Origin of the sequence: Lawsonibacter celer (genome assembly GCF_014281125.1) — a bacterium.
In the GTDB taxonomy this organism is placed as follows: Bacteria; Bacillota; Clostridia; order Oscillospirales; family Oscillospiraceae; genus Lawsonibacter_B; species Lawsonibacter_B celer.
On record NZ_JACOEA010000001.1, the window covers coordinates 402,270 to 419,619 of the forward strand.

At 59.2% G+C, this 17,350-nt stretch carries 15 protein-coding genes; all 15 read left to right on the forward strand.

Annotation, left to right across the window (positions count from 1 at the left end):
* Positions 1-19: 19 nt before the first annotated feature.
* The 15 genes from H9Q75_RS01950 (at position 20) to yunB (ending at position 17,317) form a co-directional block, all read left to right on the forward strand.
* Positions 20-982 (forward strand): membrane dipeptidase, encoded by a 963-nt coding sequence (locus H9Q75_RS01950; protein ID WP_186564474.1) that lies wholly within the window; start codon positions 20-22, stop codon positions 980-982.
* Entirely contained in the window at positions 970-2,457 is a 1,488-nt protein-coding gene (thrC, locus tag H9Q75_RS01955; protein WP_186564475.1) for a threonine synthase, read from the forward strand. Before H9Q75_RS01950 ends, thrC begins: the two co-directional genes overlap by 13 nt.
* Before the next feature lies 1 nt (position 2,458).
* Positions 2,459-3,136, forward strand: coding sequence for a metallophosphoesterase (locus H9Q75_RS01960; protein ID WP_186564476.1), 678 nt, complete (start codon positions 2,459-2,461; stop codon positions 3,134-3,136).
* Positions 3,137-3,254: 118 nt separating this feature from the next.
* The gene (gene tig / locus H9Q75_RS01965) at positions 3,255-4,691 is read left to right on the forward strand and encodes a trigger factor (protein WP_186564477.1); all 1,437 of its coding nucleotides are present in this window, start codon (positions 3,255-3,257) and stop codon (positions 4,689-4,691) included.
* Positions 4,692-4,796: 105 nt separating this feature from the next.
* Positions 4,797-5,378: an ATP-dependent Clp endopeptidase proteolytic subunit ClpP gene (gene clpP, locus H9Q75_RS01970; protein WP_186564995.1), complete on the forward strand. Its 582-nt coding sequence runs from the start codon at positions 4,797-4,799 to the stop codon at positions 5,376-5,378.
* 132 nt (positions 5,379-5,510) lie between these two features.
* Positions 5,511-6,827: an ATP-dependent Clp protease ATP-binding subunit ClpX gene (gene clpX / locus H9Q75_RS01975; protein WP_186564478.1), complete on the forward strand. Its 1,317-nt coding sequence runs from the start codon at positions 5,511-5,513 to the stop codon at positions 6,825-6,827.
* 80 nt (positions 6,828-6,907) lie between these two features.
* Positions 6,908-9,319: an endopeptidase La gene (lon, locus tag H9Q75_RS01980; RefSeq protein WP_186564479.1), complete on the forward strand. Its 2,412-nt coding sequence runs from the start codon at positions 6,908-6,910 to the stop codon at positions 9,317-9,319.
* 14 nt (positions 9,320-9,333) lie between these two features.
* The gene (yihA, locus tag H9Q75_RS01985) at positions 9,334-9,933 is read left to right on the forward strand and encodes a ribosome biogenesis GTP-binding protein YihA/YsxC (RefSeq protein WP_186564480.1); all 600 of its coding nucleotides are present in this window, start codon (positions 9,334-9,336) and stop codon (positions 9,931-9,933) included.
* Positions 9,930-10,697, forward strand: coding sequence for a fumarylacetoacetate hydrolase family protein (locus tag H9Q75_RS01990; RefSeq protein ID WP_186564481.1), 768 nt, complete (start codon positions 9,930-9,932; stop codon positions 10,695-10,697). The genes yihA and H9Q75_RS01990 overlap by 4 nt, the downstream gene beginning before the upstream one ends.
* Positions 10,698-10,813: 116 nt before the next feature.
* Positions 10,814-12,199 (forward strand): UDP-N-acetylmuramoyl-L-alanine--D-glutamate ligase, encoded by a 1,386-nt coding sequence (murD, locus tag H9Q75_RS01995; protein ID WP_186564482.1) that lies wholly within the window; start codon positions 10,814-10,816, stop codon positions 12,197-12,199.
* A gap of 12 nt (positions 12,200-12,211) precedes the next feature.
* Positions 12,212-13,249, forward strand: coding sequence for a zinc-binding metallopeptidase family protein (locus H9Q75_RS02000; protein ID WP_186564483.1), 1,038 nt, complete (start codon positions 12,212-12,214; stop codon positions 13,247-13,249).
* Positions 13,246-14,280: a M42 family metallopeptidase gene (locus tag H9Q75_RS02005; protein WP_341480879.1), complete on the forward strand. Its 1,035-nt coding sequence runs from the start codon at positions 13,246-13,248 to the stop codon at positions 14,278-14,280. Before H9Q75_RS02000 ends, H9Q75_RS02005 begins: the two co-directional genes overlap by 4 nt.
* A 10-nt stretch (positions 14,281-14,290) precedes the next feature.
* Positions 14,291-15,283, forward strand: a complete 993-nt coding sequence (locus tag H9Q75_RS02010; RefSeq protein ID WP_186564484.1) for a M42 family metallopeptidase — start codon at positions 14,291-14,293, stop codon at positions 15,281-15,283.
* Positions 15,284-15,316: 33 nt separating this feature from the next.
* Positions 15,317-16,579, forward strand: coding sequence for a methionine gamma-lyase family protein (locus H9Q75_RS02015; RefSeq protein WP_186564485.1), 1,263 nt, complete (start codon positions 15,317-15,319; stop codon positions 16,577-16,579).
* A gap of 54 nt (positions 16,580-16,633) precedes the next feature.
* Complete coding sequence (yunB, locus tag H9Q75_RS02020) at positions 16,634-17,317, forward strand: sporulation protein YunB (protein WP_186564486.1); 684 nt, start codon at positions 16,634-16,636, stop codon at positions 17,315-17,317.
* Positions 17,318-17,350 lie beyond the last annotated feature (33 nt).

The following is a 17,350-nucleotide window of genomic DNA, read 5'->3' on the forward strand; positions in this document are numbered from 1 at the left end:
TCAGGAGGGGGATGCGGCCGTGAAGGACCAGATCGACGTATTTGACGCTCACTGTGACGCGCTGCTGCTGCGTCTGCTGTACGGCGGCACGCTGCGGGAAAACGGCCGGCATCTGGATTTAAAGCGCATGAGCGCCTACCGGCGCTATGTCCAGTTCTTTGCCATCTGGGGGGACGCGCAGGCTTTTCCCGGCTGCGATCTGCGCGGCGCGCCCCCGGAGTCCTTTTTCCCGGCAGAATATGAGCTGTTCCGGAGTGAGATGGAGGCCAACCGAGACTGCATCTCATTCTGCCGGAGCGGAGAGGAGATCCGTGCCGCCTTAGAGGGCGGAAAGATGGCGGCTCTTCTCTCCGTGGAGGGAGGAGAGCTACTGGGCTGCAGCCTGGAGCGGCTGGAGGAGGCCCACGCCAAGGGGGTGCGGGCGGTCAACCTTACCTGGAACCACGCCAACGCCCTGTCCGGGTCCAATGCCGAACGGCCGGAGCTGGGATTGACCAGGCAGGGAAGGGACTTTGTGCGGAAGATGGAGAGACTTGGAATGCTGGTGGACGTATCTCACCTGTCCGATCCCGGCTTCTGGGATGTGGCGGACATGCTTTCCGGCCCCTTTATTGCCAGCCATTCCAATGCGAGAAGCGTTTTTTTCCATCCAAGAAACTTGACCGATGCGCAATTTACTGCCATAATAGAGCATAACGGCGTGGCCGGGCTGAATCTCTATGCCAACTTTCTCGGGGAGAAGGCGGGCGTGGATACGGTGATTGCCCATCTGGAGCATTGTCTGGATCTGGGCGGCGCGGCGCATGTGGCGCTGGGAACGGATTTTGACGGGTGCAGCCTTCTGCCGGCGGGGATCTCCGGCGTGCAGGATCTGGAGCGCCTATGGGAGCGGCTTTTACAGCGTAATTACGGCAGGGAGCTTTTGCGTGCCCTGTTTTTTGAGAATTTGATGAGGGTCGTGAGCGAAGTATGTACTATGTAAGCACAAGAGATAAAAGTCAGCGGCACACTGCGGCCGAGGCCATCGCCCAGGGGCTGGCCAGCGACGGGGGGCTGATGACTCCGGAGGTCCTGCCCAAGCTGAGCCAGAACGCGCTGGAGACCATGAAGGAGATGTCCTACCAGCAGCGGGCGGTCTATGTGATGAATTCCTATCTGGACGATTTCAGCGCTTCCGAACTCTCCTCCTTTGCGGACAAGGCCTATGGGCCGGAGAAATTTGATGTGAAGGAGGTGGCGCCCGTCCGCACGGTGGACGGGAACACCAGCTGTCTGGAGCTGTGGCACGGCCCCACCTGCGCCTTTAAGGACATGGCCCTGCAGATGCTACCGCACCTGCTCTCCGCCTCTCTGGTGAAGAATCAGGAGGAAAAGACGGTCTGCATCCTGGTGGCTACATCGGGGGACACGGGCAAAGCAGCGCTGGAGGGCTTCCGGGACGTGGATAAGACCCGGATACTGGTCTTTTACCCCAAGGACGGCGTGTCCGACATTCAGGAGCTGCAGATGTGCACCCAGGAGGGCGAAAATGTGGGTGTATGCTCCGTGGTGGGCAATTTTGACGACGCCCAGACCGGGGTGAAGCGTCTCTTCTCCGATGAGGCGCTGCGGAAGCAGCTGGCGGACCGGGGCTTTTTCCTCTCCTCCGCCAACTCGATCAACTGGGGACGTGTGCTGCCGCAGATCGTCTACTATATCTCCGCCTACTGCGACCTGATGCGGGAGGGGCGCATTCAGAAGGGCGATCCGATTAACGTGTGTGTGCCTACTGGTAATTTTGGCAATATCCTGGCCGCCTATTACGCCAAGGAGATGGGGGTGCCCATCGCAAAGCTGATCTGCGCCTCCAACGCCAACAATGTGCTGACTGACTTTCTCAAGACCGGCGTGTATGACCGCAACCGCACCTTTTACAACACCCTCTCTCCGTCCATGGATATTCTGATCTCCTCCAACCTGGAGCGGCTGCTCTTCGCCCTCTCGGGCCACGACGACCAGCAGGTGAGGGGGTATATGGAGCAGCTAAGCGCCACCGGCACCTATCAGGTGAGCCCCGCGATTCAGGCAAAGCTTGACAAGCTGTTCGCAGCCGGATGCTGCGATGACGAGCAGACCCGAAAGGTCATTGGGCGCATGTGGAAGGAGCACAGCTACCTGATCGATCCCCACACTGCGGTAGCCTTTGACGTGTTGGAGCAGTACCGGGCCGAGACCGGAGATCCGACCATGACTCTTGTGGCCTCCACCGCCAGTCCCTTCAAGTTCTGTGACAGCGTGCTTGGCTCGATCGGTGTGACAGAGCTGGCCCAGGGCACCGACCTGATCGACCAGCTCAGCCGGGTAAGCGGCATTGAAGCGCCGGCGCCTTTGGCTGCCCTGAAAGAAAAGCAGATTCGCTTTGACCGGACGGTTGCAAAGGAGCAGATGGTGGAGCAGGTGCTGGAGATGCTGCGCTGATATGGCTCTTTTCGTGATTGGGGACACCCACCTTTCCCTGTCTGCGGACAAGCCGATGGATGTGTTCGGCGGGAGCTGGACTGGTTACGTGGACAAGCTGAAGGATGGATTTTCCATAGTGGGTCCGGAAGATACGGTGGTCCTCTGCGGGGATATTTCCTGGGGCATGAGCCTGCAGGAGGCGCGGGCGGACTTTGCGTTTCTGGACGCGCTGCCCGGCCGCAAGCTGCTCCTGAAGGGGAACCACGACTACTGGTGGAACACGGCGGCCAAAATGAATGCCTTTTTTGCGGAAAACGGCTTTCATACCCTGCAGATTCTCCACAACAACTGCTACCAATACAACGGCTATGGGCTGTGTGGTACCCGCGGCTGGTTTTACGAAGAGAAGGGCGATCAGAAAGTGTTTCGCCGGGAGGTGATGCGCCTGGAGGCGTCCCTAAAGGCGGCGGGAGAGGGGCGCAAGCTGTGCTTTCTGCACTACCCGCCCCGCTATCAGGGCTATACCTGTCCGGAGATCATCGAGGTTATGGAGCGCTATGGCGTGGAGCGGTGCTATTACGGGCACTTGCACGGAGGGAGCCACCGCCTGGCGGTGGAGGGAACCTATGGCGCCGTGGAATACCACCTGGTTTCCGCGGATTATCTGGGGTTCCGTCCGCAAAAAATCTGTGAATAATTTCAAAAAACTATGGAAATCCATTTCATTTTCTGATAGTATATAGCGGATAACGCGAAAGCTGGCCTTCACGGCGGTATGGCTGTGAGAGAAGGGCCTATAGGAGGAAGTAAACAAGATGAATGTCAAGAGCGTCGAAAAGCAGGAGAAGAGCACAGTCGAGCTGGTCATCGAGGTAAGCCACGAGGAGTTCGAGGCTGCCATCGAGAAGGTGTACAAAAAGCAGCGCGGCAAGATCAACGTGCCCGGCTTCCGCAAGGGTCACGCCCCCCGGAAAATCATTGAGGGCATGTATGGCTCCGGCGTATTTTATGAGGATGCCATTAACGAGAGCTATATCGACTATTATCAGCAGGCTGTGGAGCAGGAGAAGCTGGACGCTGTGGCCTGGCCCCAGGTGGAGATCCAGGAGGTCGGCAGAGAGGGCTATACCTTTAAGGCGGCCGTGACTGTCCGCCCCGAGGTGAAGTTGGGTGAGTACAAGGGCCTGACTGCTGAGAAGCCGGAGGTCACTGTGACCGACGAGGACATTGAAAACGAACTCAAGCCTTACATCAACCGCGCCACCCGTATGGTTACTGCCGAGCGCGAGGCGAAGCTGGGCGATACCGTGGTCATTGACTTTGAGGGCTTCTTGGACGGCAAGCCCTTTGACGGCGGAAAGGCTGAGGGCCATAACCTGGAACTTGGCTCCGGCTCTTTTGTTCCGGGATTTGAGGATCAGCTGGTTGGTATGAAGGCTGGCGAGGAGAAGAAGATCGACATTACCTTCCCTGAGGACTACCATGCCGACCTGGCCGGTAAGGCCGTGGTCTTTCAGGTGAAGGTGGACGAGGTTAAGGAGAAGCAGTTGCCTGTGGTGGACGACGAGTTTGCCAAGGATGTATCGGAATTTGACACTCTGGACGCCTTTAAAAAGGACCTGGGGGAGAAGCTGAAAGCCCGCCGGGAGAACATCAACCAGCAGGACTTTGAAAAGACTCTGATTGAGCAGGTTATGGATAACATGCAGGTGGAAGTCCCGGATGCCATGGTGGACTTCCAGGCCGATCAGATGATCAACGAGATGGCGCAGCGCCTGGCGGCTCAGGGTATTCCCTTTGAGCAGTATATGGCGATGACTGGAATGAACGCCGAGACCATGAAGGCCAGTGCCCATGACGCCGCGCTGGAGCGGGTACGTCGGGAGCTGGCACTGGACGCCGTGGCCCTGGCCGAGGGAATCACCGTCTCCGATGAGGAGATGGATGAGGAGTATAAACGCCTGGCCGAGCAATACAGCATGGAGCTGGACAAGGTCAAGGACGCGGTGCCCGCAGAGGAGGTCCGCAAGCAGCTGGTGACCCAGAAGGCAGAGCGCGTGGTCGTGGAGAGCGGAAAGGTCGGCAAAGCCAAGAAGAAGACCGCTGCCAAGAAGAAGACCGAGGCCGCCGAGGGCGAGGAGAAACCCAAGAAGAAGGCTGCTGCGAAGAAGAAAGAAGAGGCCACTGAGGGCGAGGAGAAGCCCAAGAAGCGCGCTTCCAAGAAGAAGGCCGAGGAGAAAACCGAGGAATAAGTTTCCACAGTGCGGGCATACTCTAGGTGTATGACTGCCCGCCAACGGGAGGATGGTTGGATGGGCTGTTCCCATCCCAACATCAAAACGAAGGAGATCCGAACCATGAGCTTAGTTCCCTATGTAGTAGAGCAGACCAATCGCGGTGAGCGCTCCTACGATATCTTTTCCCGCCTGCTGAATGACCGAATTATTTTTCTGGGTGAAGAGGTCAATGCGACCACGGCCAGCCTGGTGGTGGCACAGCTGCTGTACCTGGAGGCCCAGGACCCGGACAAGGACATCCAGTTCTACATCAACAGCCCCGGCGGCTCTGTCACGGACGGTATGGCGATCTATGATACCATGCAGTATGTCAAGTGCGATGTGTCTACCATCTGTATCGGTATGGCGGCCAGCATGGGCGCGTTCCTGCTGTCCTCTGGTACGAAGGGCAAGCGCCTGGCGCTGCCCAATGCCGAGATCATGATTCACCAGCCCTCTGCGGGAACCCAGGGCCAGATCACCGATATGGCGATCCACCTGAAGCGGCTGGAAATCATCAAAAAGCGGATGAACCGGATTTTGGCCGACAACACCGGCAAGCCGCTGGAGGTGGTCACTGCCGACTGTGAGCGGGACAACTTCATGTCTGCGGAAGAGGCTATGGAATACGGCCTGGTGGATAAGGTCATCTACAAGCGCTGAGAAAACAACAGGGGAGTGGGGATAGACGCCCCGCTCCCTTGCCGTATCTGTTCCGATTCAGGGGCAATTGCCCCAATTCATTATCGTTCCTGTTTCGGAACGAATCAAATGAGGTAAGTCTGAGGTAAGTCTATGGCAAAGAATGAAGATCACAAGAGTGTCCGCTGCTCCTTCTGCGGGAAGCACCAGGAGCAGGTCAACCGTATTATCGCGGGCCCGGGCGCTTATATCTGCAACGAGTGCGTACACCTGTGTATGAGCATCCTGGACGACGGCTACGACCCGGAGGAGCAGTTTGCTCCGGAGATCCCGGACGTGATTCCCACCCCCCGGGAGATTCGTAGCGTGCTGGACCAGTATATCATCGGCCAGGAGAACGCGAAGGTGGCCCTGTCTGTGGCTGTGTACAACCACTATAAGCGCATCTACTTCGGCGGCGGCGAGGATGTGGAGCTCCAGAAGAGCAATATCCTGCTGATCGGCCCCACAGGCTGCGGCAAGACGCTGTTCGCTCAAACCCTGGCCCGAATCTTGAAGGTGCCCTTTGCGATTGCGGACGCCACCACTCTGACTGAGGCGGGCTATGTGGGCGACGATGTGGAGAACATCCTTCTGCGCCTGGTCCAGGCGGCGGATTATGACATTGAGTTGGCGGAGCGCGGCATTATCTATGTGGACGAGATTGACAAAATTGCCCGCAAGAGCGAGAATACCTCCATCACCCGGGATGTGTCCGGCGAAGGGGTGCAGCAGGCCCTGCTGAAGATTCTGGAGGGTACGGTGGCCAACGTGCCGCCTCAGGGCGGCCGAAAGCATCCCCACCAGGAATTTATACAGATCAACACCAAGAATATTCTGTTTATCTGCGGCGGCGCTTTTGATGGAATTGAGAAGATCATTGAGCAGCGGCTGGACAAGAAAAGCATTGGCTTTAACGCAGAGATCCAGACGAAAGAGGAGCGAGATACGACCTCGGTTCTGAAGGATATCCAGCCCCACGACCTGCTGAAATTCGGCATTATTCCAGAGCTGGTGGGCCGACTTCCGGTGCTGACCACTCTGAACGCGCTGAACAAGGAGCAGCTGGTGCGCATTCTGACCGAGCCCAAAAACGCCCTGGTCAAGCAGTATCAGAAGCTGTTGGAATACGACATGGTGGACCTGGACTTTGAGCCGGGCGCGCTGGAACAGGCGGCGGAAAAGGCCATTGAACGCGGGATCGGAGCCCGCGGCCTGCGGGCAGTGTTGGAGGAAGTTATGACTCAGGTGATGTACGACGTGCCCTCTGACCCCACCATTGCCAGGGTGACCATCACCACCGAGAGCATCCGGGATCACGTGCCGCCAGAGGTGGAACACGATCCCAGCCGCACCGAGCGGCCCCGACTGGGAAGCGCGGCCCTGCGCACGGAGCAGGGGGGCGCGGCGCCTCGCGGAAATGTGTCTTAAAACGAGAACAGGCTTCGGCGGGGCCAGGAGTTTTTCCTGCCCCGCCGCGTTTTCTTTTCCCTGAAAGGAAGTGGATTTCAATGGAAGCAATCAAAACCTCTGTGACCATGCCGGCGCTGGCGCTGCGCGGACTGGCCATTTTCCCCAATATGCTGCTCCACTTTGATGTGGGCCGGGAGGCCTCGATCAAGGCGCTGGACGAGGCGATGACGACAAGTCAGCCTATTTTCCTGGTGGCCCAGCGGGACTTGTCGGTAGAGGTGCCCGAGGAGGACGATCTGTACACAGTGGGGACCATCTCCAATGTGCGGCAGATTCTTCGCCTGCCCGGAGATAACGTTCGGGTAATGGTGGAGGGGGTCAGCCGTGGCAGGCTGTGCGGGCTGTCCCAGACGGTCCCATTCCTGCTGGCTGAGGTGGAGGAATTGCCGGAAGAAACGCCGGTGCGGCGGTCCACCCGGACTGAGGCCCTGATCCGGCAGACCTATGAGCTCTTTGAGCGCTATATTGAGCTGGCGCCGAAAATGACGCCGGATATTCTGCTGTCCGTATTGGCCAGTGAGGACCCGGGCTATATTGCTGATTATATTGCTCAAAATCTCTCACTGCGCGCAGGAGATAAGCAGTCCATCCTGGAGGAACCGCGCCCGGTTCGCCGGCTGGAGAAACTGTTCCACATGCTTCGCCGCGAGGTGGAGATTCTGGAGCTGGAACAGGATATGCAGAACAAGGTCCGGGAACAGTTGACCCATAACCAGCGGGATTATTTTCTGCGGGAGCAGATGAAGGTCATCCAGCAGGAGCTGGGGGACGAGGGCCAGAATGGGGACAGTGAGATTGCCGAGTACCGGCAGCGGATCGAACGGGCCAAGCTGTCGGATCAGGTGGCGGAAAAGCTAAACAAGGAGCTTTCCCGGCTGGAAAAACAGCCCTTTGGCTCGGCGGAGGCCACTGTACTGCGCAATTATCTGGATATCTGCCTGGAGTTGCCTTGGGGAAAGCGCACCAGGGACCGGGTCGATGTGACCGCAGCCCGTAAAGTGCTGGACGCCGATCATTACGGGCTGGAAAAGGTCAAGGAGCGTATTTTGGAGTTTCTGGCCGTCAAACAGCTGGCTCCTGAGCTGAAAGGGCAGATCATCTGCTTGGTTGGCCCGCCCGGTGTGGGCAAGACCTCCATCGCGATGAGTATGGCAAGGGCGCTCCACCGGAAAATGGCCCGCATCTCCCTGGGTGGTGTCCACGATGAGGCGGAAATTCGCGGCCACCGCAAGACCTATGTGGGGGCCATGCCGGGCCGTATGATTGCCGCCATTCAGCAGGCGGGCAGCTGTAACCCGATTCTCCTGCTGGATGAGATCGACAAACTGGGCAGCGATCAGCGGGGCGACCCGGCCTCCGCGCTGCTGGAGGTTCTGGATTCCGAGCAGAACGCCACCTTCCGGGATCATTTCCTGGAGCTGCCCTTTGATCTGTCTGACGTGCTCTTCGTTACCACGGCCAATACCACGGAGACGATCCCCCGCGCTCTGCTGGACCGGATGGAGGTCATTGAGCTGACCAGCTACACCGACGAGGAGAAATTGCAGATTGCAAAGCGCCACCTCCTGCCAAAGCAGCTCAAGCGCCACGGGTTGAAGAAGTCTCAGCTGAAGCTTACGGATGACGCCATCCGTGAGGTGATCTCGGGTTATACCAAAGAGGCGGGCGTTCGTCTGCTGGAGCGGGAATTGGCAACGCTGTGCCGCAAGAGCGCAATGCAGGTGGTTTCAAAGAGTGTAAAGTCTATCAGCCTTTCGGGCGACAACCTGGAGGAGTATCTTGGTGTGCGGCGCTATCACCCGGAGCGCCTGCCCAGGAGCGAACAGGTGGGGGTCGTCAACGGCTTGGCTTGGACCAGCGTCGGAGGCGAGCTTCTGGAAGTGGAGGCCAATGTGGTGCCTGGAAGCGGAAAGGTGGAACTGACGGGCAATCTGGGAGACGTCATGAAGGAGTCCGCCCATGCGGCACTGACCTATATCCGCAGCCGTACCCAGCCCCTGGGAATTGAGGCGGATTTTTATCAGACCAAGGATATTCACGTCCATTTCCCGGAGGGCGCTGTGCCCAAGGACGGTCCTTCTGCGGGGATTGCCATTACCACTGCCATGGTTTCCGCTCTGACGGGCGCGCCGGTGCGCAGAGAGCTGGCCATGACAGGGGAGGTTACGCTGCGGGGCAGAGTGCTCCCCATCGGCGGACTGAAGGAAAAGACCATGGCGGCCTACCGGAATGGGATCAAAACGGTTTTCATTCCCGCAGATAACGAAAAGGATCTGGAGGAAATTGACCAGACCGTTCGGGCCGCCCTGCACTTCATCCCTGTGGAGCAGGTGGACGCGGTATTGGCGCAGGCCCTGGACCTCGGGGAATGTTCGGCGGAAGAGCCCCAGGAAGAGCCGCTGGCTGGGGAGAGCCGTCAGCCTGGGCGGTTGCCGCGTTTCCGGCAGTGAGAAAGGGGAAGGAAATGAGCGTCAATCTACAAAAGGCAGCCTTTGTCCGTTCTGCCGCCGGTGCGGCGGATTTTCCCAGGGACAGGCTGCCCCAGATCGCGTTTGCAGGCCGCTCCAATGTGGGAAAATCCTCTGTTATCAATCGCTTGCTCAATCGTAAGAATTTCGCCCGCGTGGGAGCGGCGCCCGGCAAGACCACACATATCAACTATTTTTTGATTGACGAGCAATTTTATCTGGTGGATCTGCCCGGCTATGGGTATGCCAAGGTGTCCCAGGCGGAGAAAGCCAGATGGGGGAAATTGATGGAGCAGTGGTTTGCAGATAATACCCTGATGACCCTGGGGATTATGATTGTGGACGCCAGGCATAAACCGACGGCGGACGACTGCACCATGGCGGAGTGGTTTAAAGGCAGCGGCCGGCCATTTGCAGTCGTAGCCAACAAATTGGATAAATTGAAAAAGAGCGAAACGGAGCCCAATCTGGCTCGGATTCGGGAGACTCTGGAACTTCCAAGTTCCGTAAAGGTAATCCCCTTTTCGGCTGAAAAGGGGGACGGAAAGCAGGAACTGCTCAATTTGATTTTGGAGCATGCGGGGGAGTTTATATGAAATATGTAAAATTGGAGCGGGACGGGAAGCCGGTCTGGGGAGTTCTGCAGGATGAATTGGTGCGCACGCTGGTCAAGCCGCCTTTTGCGGAAATCTGCTATGACGGGCAGTCCCTGCCTCTGGCGGAGTGCCGCCTTCTGGCGCCCTGTGAGGCCACAAAGATCGTATGTATCGGGAAAAATTACTATGACCACATCGAGGAGATGCGCTCCATGCTGGACGCCTCTGGAAATCCGGAGCGGCCCACGCTCTTTTTAAAGGGGCCCAACTGTGTGAACGCCCCGGACGGGACCGTGCACGCCCCGGATTTTGTGGGCCGGCTGGACTATGAGGGCGAAATGGGTATTGTAATGAAAAAAAGGGCTAAGGATGTCCGGGAAGAGGACGCCTTGGAGTACATCCTCGGCATTACCTGCCTGAACGATGTGACCGCCCGCGATATCCAGAAGTCGGATGGACAGTGGGCACGGGGAAAGAGCATGGACGGCTTTGCGCCCATTGGCCCAGTGATTACCGATGAGGTGGACCCCAACCATGCGGAAATTCAGACCCGCCTGAACGGCAAGGTAGTGCAGAAGAGCAATACGGAGCTGCTCATTACCAGTGCCGCGAAAATGATTGCCTTTATTACCGCCTCTATGACGCTGGAGCCGGGGGATGTGATTGCAACGGGCACCCCGGCTGGCGTTGGCGAAATGCATGCTGGAGATGTAGTAGAAGTGGAAATCAGCGGTGTCGGGACCCTGCGCAGCCGAATTGTTTGATTTCTGAAAGAGAGCGGCCGCCTGATATAAGGGCGGCCGCTTTCGATTGCAATTCTGGAATACCTGCGCTATAATATAAAAATTGAATCTACTCAGACAAAGAGGAGGGGGCTGCGTTGCATCGTACGATACAGGAATATCTGGCAGCGCTAAAGGGAAAGAAAATTGCGGTCATTGGGATCGGGGTCTCCAACACGCCGCTGATTAAAATGCTGCTGCGGGCTGGTCTGGAGGTCACGGCCTGTGACAAACGCGGCAGGGAGGAGTTTGCCGGCCAGGTGGAGGAACTGGAGAGTCTGGGAGCGGAGCTGCGTCTGGGGCCGGACTATCTGGCCGGGCTGCACCACGACGTAATTTTCCGCACCCCTGGCCTTCGTCCGGACGTGCCTCAGCTGCTGGCAGCCAAAGAGCGGGGAAGCGTCGTCACTTCGGAGATGGAGGCCTTCTTTGAGGTGTGCCCCTGTCAGATGATCGCCGTTACCGGCAGTGACGGCAAGACTACCACCACCACCATAATCTCCGAACTGCTCAAGGCCGCAGGCCGGAATGTATATGTGGGGGGGAATATCGGTAAGCCTCTGCTGGCCGATGCAGACGGCATGGAGGAGGGAGATCTGGCAGTGCTGGAGCTGTCCTCCTTCCAGCTGATGACTATGGAGCACAGCCCGGATATTGCCGTGGTGACCAATCTGGCTCCCAACCATCTGGATATGCACAAGTCCATGGAAGAATATATATCTGCCAAGGAAAATATCTTTACACATCAGAGCGGGGACGGCCTGGTTGTGCTCAATTATGACAATGAAATTACCAGGGCCTTTGGAGAAAAGGCACCTGGGCGCATCACCATGTTCAGTCGCCGAACGCCGCTGGAGCGCGGTGTATTCCTCAGGGATGGGGCGATCTGGGTCACAAACGCTGCGGGAAGCCGGCCGGTGCTGTCCCTGGAGGAGATTCTCCTGCCCGGCGAGCACAATGTGGAGAACTATATGGCCGCCATCGCAGCGGTGGACGGCCTGGTGCCGGACCAGGTCACTCGGGAGTTTGCTAAAACCTTTGCCGGGGTGGAGCATCGGATTGAGCTGGTGCGCACCCGGAACGGCGTGCGCTACTATAATGACTCCATTGCCTCCAGCCCGTCACGGACCATCGCAGGTCTGCGCTCTTTCCCAGAAAAGGTAATCCTCATCGCCGGCGGCTACGACAAGCACATCCCCTTTGATGTTCTTGGCCCTGAGATTGTGGAACATGTCAAGGCCCTGGTGCTTACCGGGGCCACCGCGTCCAAAATCCGGACCGCGGTGGAGAAATCCCCCGGTTATCAGCCTGGACGGCCAGTGATCGTGGAGTATGACGCGTTTGACGCCGCAGTCCTGGCCGCCCATCATATGGCACAGCCGGGCGATGTTGTGCTTTTGTCTCCCGCCTGCGCCTCTTTTGATCGGTTTAAAAACTTCATGGAGCGGGGCGCGGCCTTTAAAAAGCTCATTTACCAATTGTAAGGATGTGAAGGGATGCAATTACACAGCGTGCTGGGGAAGCTGTGCAGGGTGGATGCGCCCTCCGGCTTTGAGGAGCCTGTCGTCCGTGCGGCGGCAGAGCTGCTTGCCCCGCTGGTGGACGAGGTGCACCTCACCCGCAGCGGCAGCCTTTTGGGTGTGCGCCGGTGCGGGAAGTCGGGTGCGAAAAAGTTGCTGTTGGACGCCCATCTGGACGAGATCGGCCTGATGGTCACCGGTATAGAGAACGGCTTTCTGCGTTTTTGTTCCATTGGCGGGGTGGATCCCCGGATGCTGCCGGACCGGGAGGTTACGATCCTCACCACACCGCCTATTCCGGGCGTGGTGGCCTGCCTGCCGCCCCACGTGCAGAAGAGCGGCGAGGGCAGCAAATCCATTCCAATGGATGAGATGATGATTGACGTAGGCCTGTCCCAGGCGCGGGCGCAGGCGCTGATCCCTCTGGGCACGCCCATTGTATTCCGGGGAGGGTGCTTCCCTCTGGGGGAACGCCGCCTGTGCGGCAAGGCTATGGATGACCGGGCCTGCTTTGCAGCCCTGCTGCGTGCAGCGCAGCTGCTGAAGGATATCCCTCTGGACGTGGATGTGTATCTGCTGGGCAGTACCCAGGAGGAGGTTACCGGCGTGGGGGCCAAGACGGCGGCTTTTGAGCTGGCCCCCGATTTCTGCGTGGCGGTGGACGTGACCCATGGAGATTCGCCGGACGCCTCCAAGGACAAGACCTTTGCTCTGGGCGGGGGCGCGGTCATCGGGGTGGGCCCGAATATGACCCGCTGGATGACCCGTCGGATGATGGACAAGGCCAGGGAGAAGCAGATTCCCTACCAGCTGGAGGTGATGGCCGGGCACTCCGGCACCAACGGGTGGTATTTCCAGATTGCCCGGGAGGGGATCGCTACGGCGGTGCTCTCCCTGCCCCTGCGGTATATGCATAGTCCCATCGAGGTGCTGGACCGGGCGGATGTGGAGCATGTGGCCGAACTGCTGGCCGCCTTTGCCGTGGATTTGGGGAAGGAGGCGGAGCAGCCGTGAGCAAGCTGACAGAACTGATTGAGCACCTGTGTGTTCTGGATGGGGTATCCAGCTTTGAGGAGCCGGTACGCACCTTTCTTCAGACACAGGCAGCGCCCTACGCTGACGAGATGCGGGTCGATCTCATGGGAAACCTGATTGTATTCAAGAGAGGGAGGACGCGCACCGGGAATAAGCTGTTACTGGCGGCCCACATGGATGAGGTGGGTTTGATCATAAAAAAGATCACGGATGAGGGCTACCTGAAATTCTCCGCCGTGGGCGGCATTGACCGCCGGGTGCTGCTGGGCAAGCCGGTACGGGTGGGGGAAAACGCGCTTCCCGGCGTCATTGGGCTGAAGGCCTACCACCTGGTGTCCGCGGAGGAGGAAAAGAGTGTCCCAAAGCTGGAAGAGTTTTATATTGATATCGGCGCAAAGGATCGGGAGGAGGCGGAGCGCCTGGTCCAGCCCGGCGACTGGGCTGCCTTTGCAAGCGTGCCGGAGCGGTTCGGGGACGGATTCCTGAAGGCCAAGGCCCTGGATGACCGCATCGGCTGCGCCGTGATGCTGGAGCTGCTGAAGGAGGACCTGCCCCTGGACGTGACCTTCGCCTTCACCGTACAGGAGGAGGTGGGTACCCGTGGGGCCTTTGCCGCGGCTTTTTCTGTGACGCCGGACATGGCTCTGGTGCTGGAGACCACCACAGCCGCCGACCTGGCCGGTGCGCCGGCGCACAAGCAGGTTTGTTCGCCGGGAAAGGGGCCGGTGATTGTGTTCATGGACGGCGGCTCGGCGGCCGACCGCGGACTCTATGAAATGGCGCGGGAGGCGGCCCGGACAAACGGCATTCCCTGGCAGACCAAGCACTATCTGGCCGGCGGCAACGATGCCGCCGCCATTCAGCGCACCAAGTCCGGTGTGCGTACCCTGGCGCTCAGCGCCGCAGTGCGCTATCTCCACGCTCCGGCCAGCGTGGCCAGCCTGCGGGATTTGGACGACATGCTCCGGCTGACGCGGCTGTTCCTTGGGGCAGTCGCCAAAGAGGGATAAGGGGGAGACTATGGAACTTTTAAAAACACTGCAGGCTCTGAACGCCTGTCACGGCCCCTCCGGGGATGAGAGCGATGTGGCCGCCGCCATTGAGAGGCTGGCTGCCCCTTACGCCGACGAGTGCTTCCGGGACGCGCTGGGCAACCTGATCGTCCACAAAAGGGGGCGCGGTCCTAAAGTGCTCTTTGCCGCTCATATGGACTCCATTGGCTTTATCGTGACTCATATTGATGGGGACGGCTTCCTACGCTTCGGGCGGCTGGGCGGACTTACCCCGGCTGAGGTGCTCTCTGCGCCGGTGCGTTTCAAAAACGGTGTGCGGGGCGTGGTGGCCCTGGAGGGCAAAAAGAAGCCGAAGGACATGACTCTGGATGACCTGTATCTGGATATTGGCGCCCGAAGCCGGGAAGAGGCGGAGGCGATGGTACAGATCGGGGATACCGCTGTATATGATACGCCCTGTTTTGCCGCAGGGGAGCGAATCTTTTCCCCCTACCTGGACAACCGGATTGCCTGCGTGGTGCTGCTGGCCGTACTAGAGCGTCTGGTCGTGCGCAAGAATGACCTGTACTTTGCCTTTACAGTGCAGGAAGAGCTTGGCCTGCGGGGCGGCCGGACCGCGGCTTACGGGGTGGATCCTGACTATGGCATCGCTGTGGATGTGACCGACTCGGACGATATTCCGGAGGCTCCCCATGAGTGCAGCAGCGTCTCTGGCAGGGGCGCGGCCATCAAGGTGATGGATTCCTCGGTCATCTGTCACCCAGCGGTGGTGGCCCGGCTGGAGGAGCTGGCAAAGGCCCAGGGCATCCCCAGTCAGCGAGATGTGCTCCGCTGCGGCGGCACGGACGCAGGGGTGATCCATCAGACCCGAGCCGGGGTGCGGACCAGCGGAATTTCCATCCCTTGCCGCTATACTCACAGCCCCCTGGAGATGGTGGACCGGCGCGACGTGGACGCCTGTGTCGCCCTGACCCTTTCCTTTGCCCAGGCGGAACTGTAAATAAGATAGAGAGATAAGGATGGAGCAGGTGCTATGACTTTACAGATAAGTGAGCGTGTACAGAAGCTGGCCAAACAGGCTCAGGAGAGCTTGCGGGAGCAGTTTGACCGGATTGACGGCATTGCAGAGGAAAACACCCGAAAGGTGCTCGCCGCCTTCCAGAAGCATCGGGTTGCGGAGGCCTATTTTGCCGGCACCACCGGCTACGGCTACGATGATCTGGGCCGGGACAAGCTGGATGAGATCTATGCGGATATTTTCGGTACCGAGGACGCTCTGGTGCGGATCAATTTTGTCAATGGGACCCACGCGATCACCTGCGCCCTGTTTGGTGCGCTTAAGCCGGGGGATGTGCTGGTGTCCGCTGTGGGTGCGCCTTACGACACCCTGCTGGGCGTCATCGGCGTGGTGGATAAGGGCCCCGGTTCCTTAAAGGAATATGGCGTAGAATACCGGCAGGTGGAGCTGGTAAATGACGCGCCTGATCCGGCCGGGCTGGCGGAGGCGGTCCGTGATCCCCGGGTCAGGGCGGTGCTGATCCAGCGCTCAAAGGGCTACTCCACCCGGTCGTCCCTGTCGGTGGATGAGATTTCCGTCCTGTGCGCTGTGGTGCGGGCGAACAACCCGTCCGCCGCCATTCTGGTGGATAACTGTTACGGAGAGTTTGTGGAGACACGGGAGCCCACCCAGGCGGGAGCGGATCTGGTGGTGGGGTCCCTGATTAAGAATCCGGGTGGGGGGGTGGCGCCCACTGGCGGCTATCTGGCCGGGCGGCATGACCTGATCGAGGCGGCCGCCATGCGGCTGACTACCCCAGGAATCGGCCGGGAATGCGGCTCCACTCTGGGCAATAACCGTAGCCTCTATCAAGGACTTTTCCTTGCCCCTCATACCACCGCCCAGGCGCTTAAGACAGCGGTGTTTGCGGCGAAAATGATGGAGCAATTGGGCTACAGGACGGAGCCAACCTCTGATATGGTGCGTCACGATATTATCCAGATGATCCATTTCGGCGCTCCGCAACCGTTAAAGCGCTTCTGCCGGGGGATTCAGTTCGGTGCCCCGGTGGACTCCTTTGTCACGCCGGAGCCCTGGGACATGCCGGGGTATGACTGTCAGGTGATTATGGCTGCCGGTGCCTTTATCCAGGGGGCGTCCATCGAACTGTCCTGCGACGCGCCGATGCGTGAGCCCTACACCGCATATCTTCAGGGCGGCCTGACCTATGAATCCGGCAAGGCGGGAGTGATGCTGGCGGTGGAAGAGCTGCTCCGCGGGAAGGAAAAGGACATTTAGGCTGAATGAAACAAGCGTTTGTGCGCATAGGATACCCTATGGGGGGTGGACGCTATGGCGCGCAGACCGAGATATCGGCCGTGGCCGCGGAAGCTGCACCAGCGGGCAAGGAGCGGCAGGGGGATTCCATGGCTTCTGGCCGCAGTGATCGGCGTGGGGCTGGCGCTGCTGTGTATCCATGCCTTTGACGCTGCCGTACGCCCTTTGGCCACGGATATGGCGCAGGCCAAGGTCCGAAACGCGGTGACGGCCATTGTGGACGGCGCGGTGGAGCGTACGATGGACGCACAGGCGGTCTCTTACAGCGATATTGTTACCCTCCAGACCGACGGGGAGGGGCGAATCAACGCCTTGGTCACCAGCCCGGTGAAGCTGAATACGCTGCGGACAGCAATTCTGGAGGATGTGATTCAGCAGGTGGATGCCCTGGATACGACACAGCTGGGGATTCCCATTGGGAGCCTGACCGGACTGGTGTACGCCTCCGACTGGGGCCCTCTTCTGCCGGTCCGCGTCCTTTCTGCCGCCGCAGCAGACGGAGACTTCCGGAATGAGTTTACCTCTGCCGGTATCAACCAGACCCTCCATCGCATTCTGCTGGATGTGGATGTGGACGTCAAGCTGCTGCTGCCGGGAGGAACGGTAGAGACGGCCGTACACACCACCGTGTGTCTGGCTGAGACGGTTATTGTGGGCGAGGTGCCTCAGGCCTATCTCCAGGCGGGGGGCGCTGCCTGACATTTCTTACGTTTCTCTGAAAGCCGAAGCGCC